We start from the raw sequence: 12372 nt of genomic DNA, 5'->3' as shown, positions 1-12372 counted from the left end.
AGCGTATCGAGACCCGGGGACGTCAGGCTGCGACCTCGACCTCGTGCGCGACGAGCGCGTCGAGCGCACCGCGGAAGCGCTGCACGGCGGCCTCGTCCTCCAGCGGGTCGCCCGCGACGGCCGACTCGTCGACGACGATGCCCTCGACGACGACCGCGCCGGCGATGGTGGCGGAGTGGCGGGCGTGCTCGTGCGACCACTTGCCGCCGTACGGCGTGGGGGTGGCGCCGATGGCCGCGAAGGGCTTGCCGACGATGGCACCCTGGCCGTAGGGGCGCGAGAGCCAGTCGATGGCGTTGTTGAGCACCGCGGGCATGGTGCCGTTGTACTCCGGGGTGACGGCGAGGACGCGGTCGGCGGATGCGACCGACTCGCGCAGCGCGGTGGCGCTGGCCGGAGCGGTCTCGCCGTCGATCTCCTCGTTGTAGAACGGGACGGCGTCGAGGCCCTCGACGACGTCGACGGTCACGCCGGCGGGCGCGTGGTCGCGCAGGTGCTCGGCGATGCGGCGGTTGAGGCTCCCGGCGCGGGTGGAGCCCAGGAGGACGGCGACGCGGGTCTGCTTGTCAGTGGTCATGACCGCCTAAACGGACCGCGGTCCGCTTCTATTCCGCCGGCTGCGGGATTGCTCCACCTAGGCTGGCGCGTGTGACCCGACTGCTCCCCATGGCCGGCGAGCCCGCTCCCGAGCGGGCCGACGCCGCGCGCAACCGCGAGGCCATCCTCGCAGCGGCGCTGCGCCTGGTGCAGGCACGGGGGGTCGACTGCGTGACGATGGAGACGGTCGCCTCCGAGGCGGGCGTCGGCAAGGGCACCGTCTTCCGGCGCTTCGAGACCCGCGAGGGCCTGATGGCGGCCCTGCTCAACGAGTCCGAGACCGCGTGGCAGGCGAGCGTGATCTCCGGTCCTCCGCCGCTCGGACCGGGCGCTCCGCCGCTGGAACGGCTGCTGGCCTTCGGTCACTCCCGGTTGCGCACCAACGTCACCCACGCCGCGCTCATCAAGGCCGCGACCGGGTCGAGCTCGGCGCGCTCGCGGGCGGCGGCGTCCTTCGCGGTGATGCACGTGCGCCACCTGCTCGGCGAGCTCGGGGTCAGCGGCGACCTGCTCCTGCTCTCGATCGCACTCCTGGCCCCGCTCGACGTCGTGGTCGTCGAGCAACAGCAGGCCGACGACATCTCGCTCGAGCGCATCGAGGCCGGCTGGGACGACCTGGTCCGGCGCGTGGTGGGCTGAGGCCCCGCCTCAGCCGACGGCGCTGAAGGTGATCAGCGCGCCACCGAACCAGACGACGACGCCTGCCACCACTGCGACGAGCGGGATCCACCACGTCGAGCGACCGCGGCGCCACCGCTTGACCACCCACGCGAGCGCCACGAGGAAGACCACCGCAGGCGAGAGCGCCGAGGTGAAGATCCCCACCGACATCAGGTCGGCGTTGCAGGCGTTCGCCATGCAGCCGTCGGAGGCCATCGAGGTGAGCAGGCCCATGAAGCCCGAGATCGGCACGAGCACCGCGAGACCGACGAGGAGCAGGACGGTGACGACGCGGTCGACGGGCGCGACCGCGGGTGCCTCGTCGGCGTACGTCGTCTGTTCGGTCACGTCCGCGACCCTAGGTCATTCAGCGGTGGTGGCGACGCAGCCCGAAGGTCAGTCCGTCGACGAGCGCGCCCCAGGACGCCTCGATGACGTTGGCTCCCACGCCGACGGTCACCCACGAGGACTCGCCGTCGGTGGTCTCGATGAGCACGCGCGTGATCGCGTCCGTGCCGTGGCCCTGGTCGAGGATGCGCACCTTGTAGTCGATCAGCTCGAACTTGGCGACCTCGGGGAACGCCTGCCCGATGGCCTCGCGCAGGGCCGCGTCGAGCGCGTTGACCGGACCGTTGCCCTCGCCCGTGACGACGTACCTCACGTCCTCGGCACGCAGCTTCACCGTCGCCTCGGAGATGGCCTCGCCGTCGGTGCGGGTCTCGGTGATGACGCGCCACGACTCGACGTCGAAGTACGACGGCCGCGCGCCCTCGACCTCCTCGGCGAGCAGCAGCTCGAAGGACGCGTCGGCGGCCTCGAAGGTGTGCCCGTTCTGCTCCATCTCCTTGACGCGGGCCGTCACGCGGGTGACGAGCTCCTTCATGCGGGGCGAGCCGTCGGAGAGGTCGTAGCCGAGCTCCCTGCCCTTGAGCTCGATGGACGCACGACCGGCCATGTCGGAGACGAGCAGGCGCATGTCGTTGCCCACACCGACCGGGTCCATGTGCTGGTAGAGGTTGGGGTCGACCTTGATCGCGCTGGCGTGCAGCCCGGCCTTGTGCGCGAAGGCCGACGTGCCGACGTACGGCTGGCGCGAGGCCGGCGGGACGTTGGTGACCTCCGCGACGGCGTGGGCGATGCGGGTCGCCTCGCGCAGCAGGCCCTGGGGCAGGACGCGGCGGTCCAGCTTGAGCTCGAGGTTGGCCACGACGGTGACGAGGTCGGCGTTGCCGGTGCGCTCGCCGTAGCCGTTGATGCAGCCCTGCACGTGCGTCGCACCGGCGGCGACCGCGGCCAGTGAGTTGGCGACCGCGCAGCCGCTGTCGTTGTGGGCGTGGATGCCCACGCGCGCACCGGTCGTCTCGATCACGTCGAGCACCACGTCGGAGACCCAGTCGGGCAGCATGCCGCCGTTGGTGTCGCAGAGCGCCACCACCTCCGCGCCGGCCTCGGCGGCGGTGCGCAGCACCTCGAGGGCGTACGCCCGGTTGCCGCGGTAGCCGTCGAAGAAGTGCTCGGCGTCGAGGAACACCGTCTGCCCCTCCTCGCGCAGGTGGGTCACGGTGTCGCGCACCATCGCGAGGTTCTCCTCGAGCGTGGTGCGCAGCGCGAGCTCGACGTGGCGGTCGTGCGACTTCGCGACCAGCGTGACCACCCCGGCGCCGCTGTCGCGCAGCGCGGCGACGAGCGGGTCGTCGGCGGCGCGTACGCCCGCGCGACGGGTCGCGCCGAAGGCGGCGAGCCGCGCGTGCCGCAGGTCGAGCTCGGCTGCGGCGCGGCGGAAGAACTCGGTGTCCTTGGGGTTGGCGCCCGGCCAGCCGCCCTCGATGTAGCCCACGCCGAGGTCGTCGAGCTGCCGGGCGATGCCCAGCTTGTCGGCGACCGAGAGGTTGAGTCCCTCCTGCTGGGCGCCGTCGCGCAGGGTGGTGTCGTAGACGTGGAACGCGCCGTGGAGGTCCATCGGTCTTCTCTCGGTCGGGCTGCTGCGTGCTCGGGAAACAAAAAGACCTCCTGGGGTGCAGGAGGTCGGCGCGACGGGGTGTCCCGTCGCGCTAGGAAATGATGGTCGTGCTGGTGCTCACGAGGGAATCGTGCCACTCGAGCGTCCGCGCTGAGACGCGCGTCTCGCGATGCGGTCCCGACGGCTGCGTCGGGACCGCATCGCGGAGGCCTCAGCCGAGGGCGCGGAACTCCGTCCAGGCCATCTGCATGCGCGCCGCCTGGCCCGGGGTGAACTCGGTCATGCAGGAGTCCTGGGTGTAGTCCATGAAGTTGGTGATCGGGTCGAGCCCGCCGCCCTCGCAGGTGTCGCGGTCCTCCGGGCACCCGAACGCCGGGGACGCCTCCGGCGCGGTGTCGTCGACGAAGTCACCGCCGCCCTCGCACCCACCCTGGAACGTGTGGAACAGCTCGAGCCAGTGGCCGACCTCGTGCGTGGCGGTGTCGCCCTCGCCGTAGATGGCGTAGGCCGAGCTGTCACCGCTGTCGCCGGGCACCGTCGGCAGGCTGCGGAAGTCGACCACGACACCGTCGCGGTACTGCGGCAGCGGGTTGCCCTTGGTGTACTCGGAGTCGAAGTCGGACGGGAAGTAGGCCCAGCCGAGGAGCGACTGCCCGAGGGATGCGGAGTAGATGTTGAGCGTCTCCGACGTGCTGTCGCCGTAGAGCGCCTTCTTCATCGCCACCTCAGGCACGCAGACCGGCCTGGATCTCGGCGTGACGCACGAGGAAGGCCCGCTCGTCGAGCTTCTTGCGACGCAGCCAGCCGGTGACCTCGTCGTTGCACTTGCTGGCGTTGCAGGACCGGCACGCCGGCACGACGTTGGTGAGCGTGTAGCGCCCGCCGCGCGAGATCGGCAGCACGCAGTCACGCTGGAGCGGACCGTCGGTGCTGCCGCAGTAGGCGCAGCCGACCCACGCCGCCTGGAGGGCTTCCCACTGATCGACGCCCAGGTCGTGGACCACGCTGTCCATGCGCCGCTTGCGGCGCCGGGCCGATCGCACCTGTCGGCTGTTGCGCGCCGCCACCGGCTCAGAGCCAGCCGGGCAGTCGTACGTCGCTGAGCGGCGCCGCGTCGTCCGGTGCCCACGAGGTCCCCTGCGCCGAGGCGGCGGCTCCGAGCCCGGAGGCACCGGCGGCGACGAGGAGGGTGACGAGCAGCCACGGGACGCCCTGGCGGGCGAGCGGGTCGACGACCCGGTGGACCGGCGAGCGCAGCCGCTCCGAGCCCGGGCCCCACCACAGGCCGACGGCGAAGGAGACCCCGATGGCGCCGAGCGAGGTGAGCATGGAGAGGGACGCGGCGAAGCAGAGCAGGGCGATCGCGGCGGCGATGCCCAGGCTCCACAGGAAGAGCAGCACGGTCCCGCCGAGGCCGGCCACCACGTGCCACGGCGCGGCGAGCAGCAGCTGGATGCCGTCGTACCACTTGATCCCGCGGCGGCTGCGGCGGTTGCCGACCGAGCTGGCCGCCATCGACCCGCTGCGCAGCAGCCAGACGCCGATGAAGAGGACGGCGAGCGCGACGTAGGGGGCGACGGTGATGCCGCCCGCGACGACCCCGCCGAGGGCGAGCAGGGTGCCGGAACGGCGCAGCCGCTCGCCTGCCGGGGCACGCTCGCGCGGCGGCGGGCCGTAGTCGGTGACGTACTCGGTGGTGCCGTCGGGCAGCACGCGGGTCTGGCGGTGCGGGACCGTCCCGTCGTCACCCCAGCCGTGGGCCGGGAGGTCGTGGTGGGTGTCGTCGTCCTGCTCGTCCCACTCGTCCGACCAGTGCACCGGCTCGGACGGGAGAGGTCCTGCCTCGCGGGGCACGATGCCCGTGCCGATGCGGGTCGGGGCGGCGGCGTCCTCGTGCGCCACGGCGGCGTACGGCAGCGTGACGGGGCTGGCGGCGAAGCGCTCGCGCGGCCGGTCGTCCTCGACCAGGGCCTCGGGGTCGGCGAGGTCCTCGAGCCAGTCGCGGACCTCCTCCAGCGACGGGCGGTCCTCGGCGGCGGGGGCGAGCGCCTCCTCGACCAGCGGCCGCACCTGCGGGTCGAGGCCCGAGAGGTCGTGCTCGCCGCGGCGCACGCGGTCCATGATCGCCACGGACGGCCCGCGGCCGAACGGTGCGCGGCCGGTGCCGGCGTAGGCCACCGTCGCGGCCCAGGCGTGCACGTCGGAGGCGGCCGAGGCGTCGTCGCCGTAGAGGATCTCGGGGGCGAGGTAGCCCGGGGTGCCGAGCAGCCAGCCGTTCATGGTGATGCGGGAGTCCTCGGCGACGCGGGCGAGCCCGAAGTCGATGAGGATCGGGGTGCGCCCTTCCATGATCACGTTGGAGGGCTTGATGTCGCGGTGCAGGACGCCGACGGCGTGGACGGCCTCGATGGCCTCGGCGAGGCAGTCGGCGAACCACAGCAGGTCGTCGCCGGCGAGCGCGCCCTCCTCCTGCACGTGGTCGTGCAGCGAGAGGCCGGGGACGTAGCGCGTCGCGACGAACGGGATCTCGCCCCACGGGTCGGCGTCGACGATCTCGGCGATGCGGCGGCTGCGGACCCGGGTCAGCGAGCTGACCTCGCGGGCCAGCCGGCGGCGGGCCTCGTCGTCACCGACGACGTGCGGGCGGAGCACCTTGATCGCGACAGGCCGCTCCCCCGGCTTCTGCCCGAGGTGCACCACGCCCATGCCGCCCTCGCCGAGGCGGGCACGCAGCGCGTAGCCGCCCACGGTCAGACCCGGCGGCGGCGCCTTCGGGGACGTCGTCACGCCCACGAGGATACGGCCGGAGGGCCCCGGAGCCCCTCATCCGGCGCGCTGTCGCCGTGACCACTGTCGGAGGGGCGCGCGAGGATGGGGTCGTGGACGACGTACGCCGACGCCTGGCCGAGGAGCGCAGCACGACCCTCGCGCGGCTGGCGAGCCTGACCGCCGACCACGACGCCGTGGTCGCGGCGTCGCTGGACACCAACGCCGACGACGAGCACGACCCCGAGGGCGCCACCATCGCCTTCGAGCGGTCGCAGATCGGTTCCCTCGCCCGACAGGTGCGCCACCACCTCGCGGAGGTCGACGCGGCGCTCGAGCGGGTCGACGCGGGGACCTGTGGCACGTGCGAGCGCTGCGGCGCACCGATCGGCGCCGCCCGGCTCGACGCGCTCCCGGCTGCGCGGCTCTGCATCCGCTGCGCGGCGGCCGGGTGAGCCGCCCCTCGCCCCGCAGCCGGGCCCGGTAGCGTCCGCGGGTGCCCAGCTCCCGGCGAACCAGCTCCCGGCGAACCACGGCTCGACGAGGCGGCAGCCGACGGCAGGATCGGCCGTTGCCGGTCGCCGGGCCGGGCGAGCGGCTGTGGGTGCTCGACGTCCCCTACGGGACGCAGGTCGACGGCGCCACCTGGCACCCCGCAGTCCGGACCCACCTCCACGTCGGGCGGGCGCTGCCCTCGCACCTCCAGCCCTACGCCCCGGGCCCCTGGACGCTCGGCCGCTTCGTCGAGAACGCCCTGAACCCCGACAGTCCGACACCCGAGCCGGAGCCGACCGACGCGCTCGAGCCGCGGAGGATCCAGTTCGAGGCGGCCGACGCGATCGCGGAGCGTGCCGCCGCGGGCGGACGGGCCTTCCTGCTCGCCGACGAGCCGGGCGTGGGCAAGACGATCTCTGCGGTGCTCGGGGCGACGGCGGTCGGCGACCTCCGCGGCGCGCGGCGGGTGCTCGTCGTGGCCGACCGGCCAGCGGCGATCACCATCGGCCACTGGTGCCGCACGATCACCGCGCTCGGCAGCGGCGGACTGGAGTGGGTGGTGATCACGTGGGACCGGCTGGACAAGGTCGTGGACCACGCCTGGGACGTGATCATCGCCGACGAGGCCCACGCCCTGCGGCGTACGACGACGAAGCGGTGGAAGCTGTGGGCACGGATCTCCGGGCACGGGAAGCCGCACGACCGGGCGCCGTTCGTCATCGCGACCACCGCGACGCCCGGCCACACGCCGCTCGAGCTGCCCTACCTCGCCCCGGCGTACGCCCAGGTGCTGGGCGAGCCGGTGAAGGAGTGGACTTCCGCGACCAGGCCGGGTGAGGCGTTCGCCGACGCGCTCGAACGGCACGGCGTCGGGGTGGAGCGCGGACGCTACGGCGCCGCGTGGACGACCGACCCCGAGCGCCGTGCCGCGGACCTCACGCTCGTGCGCGGGTGGCTGGCCGACGAGCGGCCCGCGGCGATGTTGCACCGGGCGGCACCGTGGGGTCCGGTGCCGATCTCCGGGATGCCGGTGACGCTCACGCCGTCGGAGCGCACGGCGTACGAGGCGGAGTGGGGCGAGTTCTGCCGCGAGATGGACATCGCCCGACGGGGGCGCAACGTCGCGAAGGGACGGGCCGCGCTGCTGCGCTTCCGGCAGAAGGCCGGGCTGCTGCGCGTCGACTCGACGGTCGCGTGGATCGCCCAGCAGGTCGAGGCTGAGCGCCAGGTAGCGTGCTCGGTCGAGTTCGTGGGGACCGCTGCCGACCCGATCGCCGACCGGCTGCGTGACTCCGGCATCGAGGTCGCCACGATCTACGGCCGTGACCGGTTCGACCCGGAGGCCGAGCGGCTCCGGTTCCAGACCGGGGAGGCGAAGGTGTGCGTCTTCACCGCGGTCGCGTCGATGAGCCTGCACGCCGGCGAGACCCTCGCCGACGGTCGCCGGGCAACCGGGGAGCCGCGGGTCGGTGTCTTCCACCAGGCCCGCTTCTCGGGCATCGCCGGCCGGCAGGTGACCGGCCGCACCCACCGCGACCACCAGGTCTCGCCGTGGCACATCGCCTATGCCGAGGGCACCGTCGAGGAGCAGGTCGGCAAGGTGATGGTGGAGCGGATCGCCGCGGCCTCCGACACCGTGGGCGGCGACACCACCGGCCTCGCCGACGTCGCCCGGCTCCTCGGCGCCGACTGGCTCCCGGCCACGACCCTGACCGACGACGGCGCCTGACCCGGCCCGTCAGCCCCGGCGGCTCGCCTCCGACCTCCGCACCAGCCACTCGGCGACGGCGAGGTTGATCACCCATGCGGCACCCATGCCCACGGCCTTCAGGTTGCCGCTCGGCTGGCCGGCGACCACGACGACCGGGCCGAGGACGAGCGCCTGGGTCCCGGCACCCTGCGCGACGGCGTACGCCCGTGCCATCCAGCGCTGGTGCGTGCGCACGTCACGGCGACGGATCGCCAGGAGACCGAGCACCAGTCCGCCGACCATGACCGCGCCGAAGAGCAGCCGCAGCCACATCAGTGCCTCGTTGTCGTAGGCCGGGAGGTCCGACCACGCCGCCATCCACATGCCGCTCAGCCCGCCGGCCACGCCTGCCGGGACGAGGACCCGGCCGCTCCACCGGTGCCAGCGCGGCCTCCTGCGCCGCAGCGACGGCATCAGCTGGAAGGCGCCCAGCACGAGGTAGGTCGTCGCGCCGAGGATGTGCACGAGGATCGGCAGCGGCAGGTCGAAGAAGCGCGCGTTCTCCTCGGTCCGCCCGCCCGACAGGTCGACCAGGCGGGCGACGCCGGACGCCGACGGCACCGCGGCGAGCAGCAGCAGGCTCGCCGGGATCCACCAGTCGCGCCGGGCGCGGGTAGGGGTGGTGGGGCGGGCGGTCGTGGTCGTCATACCGACGAGCCTCGTCGCGACCGGCGTACGGCGCATCGGCCTCGAGGCCGGAGGAGGATCGGCCGATCGGACGAGGTGGTTTCAAGGCTCGCTCCGCTCGCACCTCGACCGCCGAGGGGCAGGCCCGGGGGTCAGACCACCCGGTGCATCCAGCCGAAGGTGTCCTCGGCGCGGCCGAACTGCATCCCCACCAGCGCCTCGCGGATCCGCATCGTCAGCTCGGTGCTGGCCGGCGCGGGGGTCACGCCCTGCGGCGAGCGGAGCTCACCGACCGGGGTCACGACGGCGGCGGTGCCGCACGCGAAGACCTCGGTGATCTCGCCCGAGGCGACCCCGTCGCGCCACTCGTCGAGGGAGAACTTCCGCTCCTCCACCGCGTGGCCGAGCTTGCCTGCGAGCTCGATGATCGAGGCGCGGGTGATGCCCTCGAGGATCGTGCCGGTCTCCGGGGTGACGATGTGACCGTCGGCGTGGACGAAGAAGAGGTTCATCCCGCCGAGCTCCTCGATGTAGCGGAACTCCTGGTCGTCGAGGAACACCACCTGGTCGCAGCCCTGCTCGATGGCCTCGCGCTGCGCGGCCAGCGACGCGGCGTAGTTGCCACCGGTCTTGGCCGCGCCCATGCCGCCGCGACCCGCACGCGTGTAGGTCTCCGAGAGCCAGAGGTTGACCGGCTTGACGCCGCCCTTGAAGTAGGCGCCAGCGGGCGAGGCGATGACCATGAAGGTCACGTGCTGCGCGGGGCGCACCCCGAGGAAGGTCTCGGAGGCGAACATGAAGGGCCGCAGGTAGAGCGACTTCTCGCCCTCGCTGCCCGGCACCCACCGCTGGTCGGCCGCCACGAGCGCGTCGACGCACTCCACGAAGTCGTCTACCGGCAGCTCGGGGAAGGCCAGGCGCTGCGAGGACCGCACCATCCGCGCGGCGTTCTGCTCGGGACGGAAGGTCCAGACCGAGCCGTCGTCGTGGCGGTAGGCCTTCATGCCCTCGAAGGTCTCCTGCGCGTAGTGCAGCACCGCGGTCGCGGGGTCCAGCGTCAGGGGGCCGTAGGGCGTGATGCGCGCGTCGTGCCATCCCTGCTCCGGCGTCCACACATAAGTGAGCATGTGATCGGTGAAGTGCTGGCCGAAGCCCGGGCTGGCCAGGATCTCGGCCAGGCGGGCGTCGTCGACGGGCGTGGTGGTCGCGGTGGTGCTGATCTGCATGGGGATCAACCTATTCCAAGGGTGTTGGTCTCGATACGGCCCTCGTTCCTCGGGCCACTCGACCGACGATGCCTAGATTCGGGCGGCGATGGCGTCCCCGACCTCGCTCGTACGCCGGGTGGTGCCGGGCGTGCGCTCGGAGAGGTCGGCAAGCACGGCGGTCTCGATCCGCGCCGCGGCCTCGGGGTGGCCGAGGTGGTCGAGCAGCAGCGCGCCGGAGAGGATCGCGGCGGTGGGATCGGCCTTCTGCTGCCCGGCGATGTCGGGGGCGGATCCGTGGACGGGCTCGAACATCGACGGCGCGGTCCGGTCGGGGTTGACGTTGCCGGAGGCGGCCAGCCCGATGCCACCGGTGATGGCGGCGGCGAGGTCGGTGACGATGTCGCCGAAGAGGTTGTCGGTGACGATCACGTCGAAGCGGGCGGGGTCGGTGACCATGAAGATCATGGCCGCGTCGATGTGGATGTAGTCGGTCGTCACGTCGGGGTGCTCCGCGGCGACCGACTGGAACAGGCGCCACCACAGCGAGCCGGCGTTGGTGAGCACGTTGGTCTTGTGGACCAGGGTAACCTTCTTGCGCGGCCGCTTCTCGGCGCGGGCGAAGGCGTCGCGGACGACCCGCTCGACGCCGTACGCCGTGTTGACCGAGACCTCGGTGGCGATCTCGGCCGGGGTGCCGACGCGCAGGGCACCGCCGTTGCCCGTGTAGGGGCCCTCGGTGCCCTCGCGCACGACGACGAAGTCGATCTCGCCGCGCTCAAGGACGGAGTCGGCCAGGGGTGAGGCCGAGCCGGGGTAGAGCCGCGACGGGCGGAGGTTGACGTAGTGGTCGAGCTCGAAGCGCAGCTTGAGCAGCAGCCCGCGCTCGAGGATGCCGGGAGGCAGGTTCGGGTCGTTGGGCTTGCCGCCGACGGCTCCCAGCAGGATCGCGTCGTGCTCGCGGATCTCCGCGAGCACCGAGTCGGGCAGCACCTCGCCGGTGGCGAGGTAGCGCTCCGCGCCGAGGTCGTAGCGCGTGGACTCGAACGTCACCGGGGAGGCCGCCTCGAGGACCTTGAGGGCCTCGGCGGTCACCTCCGGGCCGATCCCGTCGCCGGGGATGACGGCGAGGGTCTGGCTCCGGGGGCTGTCGGTGTCGGACACGGTCTGCGGGGTGTCTGGCATGCGGCGAACGTTAGTTGTCGTCCGGGCGCATGCCGCCGTTGTCTCGCAGGTCAAGCGCGGTCTGCAGCGCGGCCGCGGTGTTCTCGAGGCTGCGCGGGTTCTCGGGGTCGTGGGCCGCCGGGCCCCAAGCGTCGGGATACAGGTCGTACATGGGTCTCACTCCTGGAAGGTCGTGAGCCCGAAGCCACCGACACCGCGGCGGGTGAGGGAGCGGGAGTGCGGGGATCGCCCGGACACCCGGCTGCCGGCCGGCAGGAGGGCGGATCACGCGTGACTGGCGGACCCGCCGCAGAGGCGGCGGCTTCGAGCTCGACTGAGTCGAAGAAGGCCGGGCGGCGGAACCTCGTCAACGCCGAACACCGCGACGAGGTGGCCTTCTGTCAGGCCCCGCCGCGGCGAACGATAAGTACGAAGACGCTCCGCATGGTGGGACGACTGTACGACCGCCCAGCGGACGCGCGCATCCGTTTTCCGGGAATGTGTCAGATCGTGAGACTCACGCCCGGTCACCGAGATGGGCGCTGATGGGTGACAGACTCGGCGACCTCATGTCTGCTCCCCCGGATCTCCCCGACGTCGTCCAGCGCGCCTTCGACGTGTGCCGCCAGGCCGGCTACGTCGCCTTCTGCCGCAACGAGACCGGTCGACTGCTGGCCACGCTCGCCGCGACGCGCGGCGGCACGATGGCCGAGTTCGGCACCGGCTGCGGCGTCGGCACCGCGTGGCTGCGCAGCGGCGTACGCAACGGGGCGCGGATCCTGACCGCCGAGCTCGACGAGTCGCTCGCCGGCGCCGCGGCCAAGATCTTCGACGACGACGCCAAGGTCGAGGTGCTCGCGGCCAACTGGAACGTGCTGCGCGACCGCGGCCCCTTCTCCCTGCTCTTCCTCGACTCCGGCTCCCCGTCCGAGGTGGGCGTGGAGTCGGTGATCGACCTCGTCGAGCCCGGCGGCATCGTGGTGCTCGACGACTTCGCGCCCTGCGAGTCGTGGCCGCCGATCACCTACGGCCGCGTCGACACCCTGCGCGAGCAGTGGCTCACCGACGACCGCTTCACCGCGGTCGAGGTGATGGTCGCCCCCGACGCCTCGGCCGTGATCGCGACGCGTCGCTGACCGCACCGTGAC

General features: G+C 72.8%; 14 protein-coding genes. 4 read left to right on the top strand and 10 right to left on the bottom strand.

Going from position 1 to position 12372, the window contains the following annotated elements; genetic code table 11:
- Positions 1-22 precede the first annotated feature (22 nt).
- Positions 23-577, bottom strand: coding sequence for an NAD(P)H-dependent oxidoreductase (locus IRX98_RS10690; RefSeq protein ID WP_224276573.1), 555 nt, complete (start codon positions 575-577; stop codon positions 23-25).
- Between the two features lie 71 nt (positions 578-648).
- Between IRX98_RS10690 and IRX98_RS10685 the strand changes: the two genes are divergently transcribed.
- On the top strand, positions 649-1236 hold the full coding sequence (locus IRX98_RS10685; RefSeq protein WP_224276571.1) for a TetR/AcrR family transcriptional regulator: 588 nt from the start codon (positions 649-651) through the stop codon (positions 1234-1236).
- A gap of 9 nt (positions 1237-1245) precedes the next feature.
- Here the strand turns inward: IRX98_RS10685 and IRX98_RS10680 are convergent, their stop codons facing one another.
- The 5 genes from IRX98_RS10680 to IRX98_RS10660 form a co-directional block, all read right to left on the bottom strand.
- Positions 1246-1605, bottom strand: coding sequence for a DUF6264 family protein (locus IRX98_RS10680; RefSeq protein WP_224276569.1), 360 nt, complete (start codon positions 1603-1605; stop codon positions 1246-1248).
- Positions 1606-1624: 19 nt separating this feature from the next.
- On the bottom strand, positions 1625-3217 hold the full coding sequence (gene cimA / locus IRX98_RS10675) for a citramalate synthase (protein WP_224276567.1): 1593 nt from the start codon (positions 3215-3217) through the stop codon (positions 1625-1627).
- Positions 3218-3428: 211 nt separating this feature from the next.
- Positions 3429-3950 (bottom strand): zinc metalloprotease, encoded by a 522-nt coding sequence (locus tag IRX98_RS10670; protein ID WP_224276565.1) that lies wholly within the window; start codon positions 3948-3950, stop codon positions 3429-3431.
- Positions 3943-4230 (bottom strand): HNH endonuclease, encoded by a 288-nt coding sequence (locus IRX98_RS10665; protein ID WP_224276563.1) that lies wholly within the window; start codon positions 4228-4230, stop codon positions 3943-3945. Before IRX98_RS10665 ends, IRX98_RS10670 begins: the two co-directional genes overlap by 8 nt.
- Before the next feature lie 58 nt (positions 4231-4288).
- Positions 4289-6004 (bottom strand): serine/threonine protein kinase, encoded by a 1716-nt coding sequence (locus IRX98_RS10660; protein ID WP_224276561.1) that lies wholly within the window; start codon positions 6002-6004, stop codon positions 4289-4291.
- A 92-nt stretch (positions 6005-6096) separates the two neighbouring features.
- Here IRX98_RS10660 and IRX98_RS10655 point away from each other — a divergent pair, with 92 nt between their 5' ends.
- Both IRX98_RS10655 and IRX98_RS10650 read left to right on the top strand, forming a co-directional pair.
- Positions 6097-6438, top strand: coding sequence for a TraR/DksA family transcriptional regulator (locus tag IRX98_RS10655; RefSeq protein WP_224276559.1), 342 nt, complete (start codon positions 6097-6099; stop codon positions 6436-6438).
- A gap of 116 nt (positions 6439-6554) precedes the next feature.
- Positions 6555-8207, top strand: a complete 1653-nt coding sequence (locus IRX98_RS10650; RefSeq protein WP_224276557.1) for a DEAD/DEAH box helicase — start codon at positions 6555-6557, stop codon at positions 8205-8207.
- A gap of 9 nt (positions 8208-8216) precedes the next feature.
- Here IRX98_RS10650 and IRX98_RS10645 read toward each other — a convergent pair whose 3' ends face one another.
- From IRX98_RS10645 to IRX98_RS10630, 4 genes are all read right to left on the bottom strand, one after another.
- Positions 8217-8876, bottom strand: a complete 660-nt coding sequence (locus IRX98_RS10645) for a DUF2306 domain-containing protein (RefSeq protein WP_224276556.1) — start codon at positions 8874-8876, stop codon at positions 8217-8219.
- Between the two features lie 131 nt (positions 8877-9007).
- Positions 9008-10081 carry a branched-chain amino acid aminotransferase gene (locus IRX98_RS10640; RefSeq protein ID WP_224276554.1) on the bottom strand — a complete coding sequence of 358 codons (1074 nt, stop codon included), beginning with the start codon at positions 10079-10081 and terminating at the stop codon, positions 9008-9010.
- Between the two features lie 72 nt (positions 10082-10153).
- On the bottom strand, positions 10154-11245 hold the full coding sequence (locus tag IRX98_RS10635) for a 3-isopropylmalate dehydrogenase (RefSeq protein WP_224276552.1): 1092 nt from the start codon (positions 11243-11245) through the stop codon (positions 10154-10156).
- Positions 11246-11255: 10 nt separating this feature from the next.
- The gene (locus IRX98_RS10630; protein ID WP_207082070.1) at positions 11256-11396 is read right to left on the bottom strand and encodes a hypothetical protein; all 141 of its coding nucleotides are present in this window, start codon (positions 11394-11396) and stop codon (positions 11256-11258) included.
- 373 nt (positions 11397-11769) lie between these two features.
- On the opposite strand from IRX98_RS10630, the gene IRX98_RS10625 reads away from it, so the two are divergent.
- Complete coding sequence (locus tag IRX98_RS10625) at positions 11770-12360, top strand: O-methyltransferase (RefSeq protein WP_308044694.1); 591 nt, start codon at positions 11770-11772, stop codon at positions 12358-12360.
- Positions 12361-12372: the final 12 nt, after the last annotated feature.

The sequence above is a fragment of the Nocardioides lacusdianchii genome (assembly GCF_020102855.1).
GTDB classification, from domain to species: Bacteria; Actinomycetota; Actinomycetes; order Propionibacteriales; family Nocardioidaceae; genus Nocardioides; species Nocardioides lacusdianchii.
The sequence above is the reverse complement of the archived record's forward strand: the minus strand, read 5'-3'. Positions and strand labels throughout refer to the sequence as shown.

Coding starts and splice junctions, on each gene's coding strand:
- IRX98_RS10625 (WP_308044694.1), top strand. CDS start 11,770: ATGGGTGACAGACTCGGCGACCTCATGTCTGCTCCCCCGGATCTCCCC.
- cimA (WP_224276567.1), bottom strand. CDS start 3,217: ATGGACCTCCACGGCGCGTTCCACGTCTACGACACCACCCTGCGCGAC.
- IRX98_RS10630 (WP_207082070.1), bottom strand. CDS start 11,396: ATGTACGACCTGTATCCCGACGCTTGGGGCCCGGCGGCCCACGACCCC.
- IRX98_RS10645 (WP_224276556.1), bottom strand. CDS start 8,876: ATGACGACCACGACCGCCCGCCCCACCACCCCTACCCGCGCCCGGCGC.
- IRX98_RS10635 (WP_224276552.1), bottom strand. CDS start 11,245: ATGCCAGACACCCCGCAGACCGTGTCCGACACCGACAGCCCCCGGAGC.
- IRX98_RS10640 (WP_224276554.1), bottom strand. CDS start 10,081: ATGCAGATCAGCACCACCGCGACCACCACGCCCGTCGACGACGCCCGC.
- IRX98_RS10690 (WP_224276573.1), bottom strand. CDS start 577: ATGACCACTGACAAGCAGACCCGCGTCGCCGTCCTCCTGGGCTCCACC.
- IRX98_RS10665 (WP_224276563.1), bottom strand. CDS start 4,230: ATGGACAGCGTGGTCCACGACCTGGGCGTCGATCAGTGGGAAGCCCTC.